The organism is Allobosea sp. P1_A7 (assembly GCF_056406775.1).
This window is the reverse complement of record NZ_JBFTZN010000391.1, coordinates 1-3,868: the sequence shown is the minus strand read 5'-3', so window position 1 is coordinate 3,868 and position 3,868 is coordinate 1. Positions and strand designations below refer to the sequence as shown.

At 61.0% G+C, this 3,868-nt stretch carries 4 protein-coding genes; all 4 read left to right on the top strand.

From position 1 onward, the window contains the following. The first annotated feature begins 752 nt into the window (after window positions 1-752). The 4 genes from AC1D34_RS34860 to AC1D34_RS34845 all read left to right on the top strand — a co-directional run bounded on the left by AC1D34_RS34860 (window position 753) and on the right by AC1D34_RS34845 (window position 3,761). The gene (locus AC1D34_RS34860) at window positions 753-1,334 is read left to right on the top strand and encodes a hypothetical protein (protein ID WP_476826698.1); all 582 of its coding nucleotides are present in this window, start codon (window positions 753-755) and stop codon (window positions 1,332-1,334) included. Between the two features lie 73 nt (window positions 1,335-1,407). Beyond that, window positions 1,408-1,872, top strand: coding sequence for a hypothetical protein (locus AC1D34_RS34855; protein WP_476826697.1), 465 nt, complete (start codon window positions 1,408-1,410; stop codon window positions 1,870-1,872). After that, window positions 1,865-3,097, top strand: a complete 1,233-nt coding sequence (locus AC1D34_RS34850) for an HlyD family secretion protein (protein WP_441508826.1) — start codon at window positions 1,865-1,867, stop codon at window positions 3,095-3,097. Before AC1D34_RS34855 ends, AC1D34_RS34850 begins: the two co-directional genes overlap by 8 nt. Before the next feature lie 394 nt (window positions 3,098-3,491). Continuing rightward, the gene (locus AC1D34_RS34845; protein WP_441508827.1) at window positions 3,492-3,761 is read left to right on the top strand and encodes a hypothetical protein; all 270 of its coding nucleotides are present in this window, start codon (window positions 3,492-3,494) and stop codon (window positions 3,759-3,761) included. Window positions 3,762-3,868 lie beyond the last annotated feature (107 nt).

The following is a 3,868-nucleotide window of genomic DNA, read 5'->3' as shown; positions in this document are numbered from 1 at the left end:
ATGGCACCCAGCATCTTGGATGCCTTCGCCATCTCGATGTCCGCCATGTAGGCTTTGAGGTCGTCGGCCGACATGAAACTCTCGTCGGCGAGAATGTCGGCTTTCGCGCCGTGCGCCGCGGTCTGGGGCATTGCCGTTTCCTCTCCAGTTGAAATCGCGATTGCCTGCCTCGTCAAATGCCGTCCGGACGACCAAGGGTTTCCCTGAGCTCGGCTTCGAGGCTCTCGACGAGCTGTCGATATTCGATGCAACGCGCCTTGCGGATCGGCAGGGCCGAACTCTCCCATTCCGCCAAGGCCCGTTCGGCTTCGGCGAGGTCTGCGCAGAGCGTGCGAAAACTCTCGCTKCGRAGTGCTCTTTCCCTAATCGACCTYCCATRGGCTGGAAGATGCCGRATGGCAGCCARCACGCCCTGATCCATCGCAACGGTWCTCCCGCCGACGAGCGCYACGTYRCGWCCACTATGGAGAAAGATCRCGYCCGCGGGAGTAACTAACRGGAGGCTACGCCCGGCAAGGGGCCGCAACCGATGCGTGCGACCAGTGAAACTGAGTCAATAGGGGCGGGACTTGCGGAAGCTAGCACAGCGTCCCGACCACTCGACAGCGTGGTACGAGCGTAACCTCCCGTTAGCTACTCCCGCCCCCTTGGGCCGTCGCCTATCGTTGCAGCTTCACCGAAGTCCCGCTTCCCCCCGCGGTCGCAGAGGCGAACGACGAGGGATCCAGGCGGGCCAACCCGGAGGCCACAACATGTCGACATTGAAGCACTGGTCGCTTGCTTTCGCCCTGCTTGCCGGCGTGGCGTCCTGGTCCGACAGCCAGCCGGCCAGAGCGCAGACGGTCATTGTCGCGGGTGTCGGCCCGGCGGCCATCGATGAGCTCAATGTCAAGGTTGCGGCAGTCGACCGGGCCAATCACACCATAATCGTGCAGCAGCGAGGCCACCGTTGGCTTGTCGAGGTGCCGGAGGTTTTCGGTGATCTCTCCAGGGTCAAGGTTGGAGACAACCTCGAAATCAGGCGGATCGACGGGGCAATCGCGGCCGTGACCAGAGGGAAGAAGGGACTCAAGCCCGGCATCCGGTATTCCGAAGGCAAGTCTGACGCGGTTTTCCAGAACCTCCCATCCCGGTTTSTGACCCGCACCGCGACCGTGACGGCAAAGTTCAACGGCTTCGACGCTGCCAAGAAAATTGCCACGATCGACGGTCCGGATGGACGGCGTTCGCTGCCGGTCGCGGATCCCGTCCTCGCCGCCGATCTCCAGAAGCTGAAGCGCGGCGACATGATCGAGCTCGTCTTTACCGAGGCGTTCCAGGTGACTCTCAAGTGATCGGGCGCGGGCTGGMGTTTCGCGCCTGACACGGATACCGTCGCGATAGCGTCAAGGGTCGGGTGCGGAAGCCATGTCGTCGCCCAACATTCATCCTGCTGCTTCGCACCATTTGCCGTCTTTCATCACGGCACCGGGAGAGACCGACTATCTCATGGTCGCAATGGCGGTGGTCCTCGTCGTTGCGGTCCTGACGGTTGGCATCATCTTCTTTCGTCTGCACACGTTGCCCGAGCGGATGGCGCACAAGTCCAATAAGCTCCAGTTCGAAATTGTCGCGGTCCTCGGGCTTCTGGCGCTGTTCACCCATATCCACCTGTTCTGGGTGGCCGGGCTTCTGCTGGCGTTGATCGAGTTGCCCGACTTCTCCGGCCTCTTCGGCCGCATGGCTCACGCTCTCRAGCGAATTGCAGGCTCGGCGCCCCGCCGCAGCGGCGGGGCAACAACCGAGCCACCAGACCCGCCCGATACCCGGAAGACGCCGGTCGTTCACGAGCCGGGGCACCATGCCCGGCAGAAGGAGCCGAGCCATGCTTGAGCTCATGTTCTGCTCGCTTTTGACGATCCTGCCCGACTATCTTTTTCGCCGTTACTGGCAGGGCAGGCGCATTGGCAAGGAGATCACGCTCTACTCAGTCTGGTTCGAATTGCGCTGGGGCATCACGGCCTGCGCGATGTTGACAGTCGGGCTGATCACGGTGGTCTTCTACTTTCACCCCTCGACCACGAACGCGACCCTGTTCTTCAGGGCAGTGCCGATCATGCCGGAGAACAGAGGAAAGGTCGCAGAGGTCTTTGTCGGGCTCAGCGGCAGGGTCGAAAAAGGAACCCCCATCTTCCGCCTGGACAGCCGTGAGCAGGAAGCGGCAGCCGAGACCGCCCGCCGCAAGATTGCCGAGGCCGACGCTGCCCTGGTTGTCGCCCGATCCGAGCTCGCCTCGAGTGAATCCAAGATCCAGGAGGCGAGGAGCGACCTCCAGCAGGCGCAGGACGAGTTGCGGACCAAGCAGGAATTGGTGCGACGAAACGCGAATGTCGTCGCGCAGCGTGAGATCGAGAAGCTGGAGGTCAGCGTTGCCGGGAGAGAAGCCGCTTTGAACTCGGCGACCGCAGCACACGATACTGCCCAGATACGGATCTCGACGCTGCTGCCGGCGCAGAGGGAAAGTGCTCAGGCGGCCCTGGCTTTGGCCCAGATCGACATCGAGAACACGGTGATCCGAGCCGGGTTCACCGGCCGTGTCGAACAATTTGCGCTTCGTGCTGGCGACCTCGTCAATCCGAACATGCGCGCGGGCGGCGTATTGATCCCCGAGGGGGCCGGACGATCGTCGTTGCAGGCCGGCTTCTCCCAGATCGAGGCGCAGGTCATGAAGGTCGGGATGGTTGCCGAGGCCGTCTGCATCTCGAAGCCTTGGGTCGTCATTCCGATGGTGGTGACCGCGCTGCAGGATTTTATCGCAGCCGGGCAGTTTCGCGGTGGCGAGCAGTTGATTGACGCACAACAGGTCGCCAGGCCTGGCACGATCCTGACATTTCTCGAGCCGCTTTATCCCGATGGGCTCGAGGGGGTGACGCCAGGAAGCAGCTGTATCGTCAACGCCTATTCTAGCAATCATGATCGCATCGAGGCGAAGGACACCAGCTCCGTCAAAAAGGTCCTCCTTCATGCGGTCGATGCGGTCGGGCTTGTTCATGCGATGATCCTGAGGATCCAGGCACTGGTTCTGCCCATTCAGACATTGGTTTTCACCGGACACTGATCCGGTCCGTGCGATCCTTGGTCCTCGCGCTTAATACCGTCGACACTGTGGTAGCCGTGCGGGAGGATCAGGCAAAATTCCGATAAGGTAGGGGGTGGTTTTGACCAAATCCGAGGAGTCCTCGGGGCCTGCCGCCCTCGACTACGGGGCTCCTACGATAGCCTTCGACGGCATCGGGGGCCTCCTGCACGGAAACGGCCTGTACAGCATCGTTTTGATTTCCGGCCGACCCACCGTGATGCGCAACCAGTCCGTCCCGATCGTCCCGATCGTTTCATGCCAGATTCAGAGTAACCGTGAAGGACTCCTGCAACCCAAGAAGGCAATCGACGACTTGCTCTTGGCCACTACAGAGCCTCACGGTCAGGCGCAGTGACATGGTACACTCCTGCTGATGAAAATAACGGAACACGACATCCGCGACGGGGAAAGCAGCCGTGATTACGTGCGGCGCATTCCGCTTTGGCGACTGGCAGCGCTGCTGGTGATTGGCGTTGGAGCATTCGTTGGGATCGCAACCTTCTTTGCAATGTCGTTCGTGACTTTCAGGCAGTTCTGGATGTCGCTCCCGTTCTGGGCCAACATCTTCATCTTCCTTAGCTTCTTCATTATTGTTCTTGCGGTAGTATCTGTGATCATGCTTCGCGACAGTCGGCGACGCTGAGGGCACTCATTGAAAGACATGACGCCGCCGAAGGTCGCCTAGGCACTGCTTCTGGTTGGCAACCATTCGCCCATGCAGAACGTTGCTTGCCATTTGCTGCGTTTGGT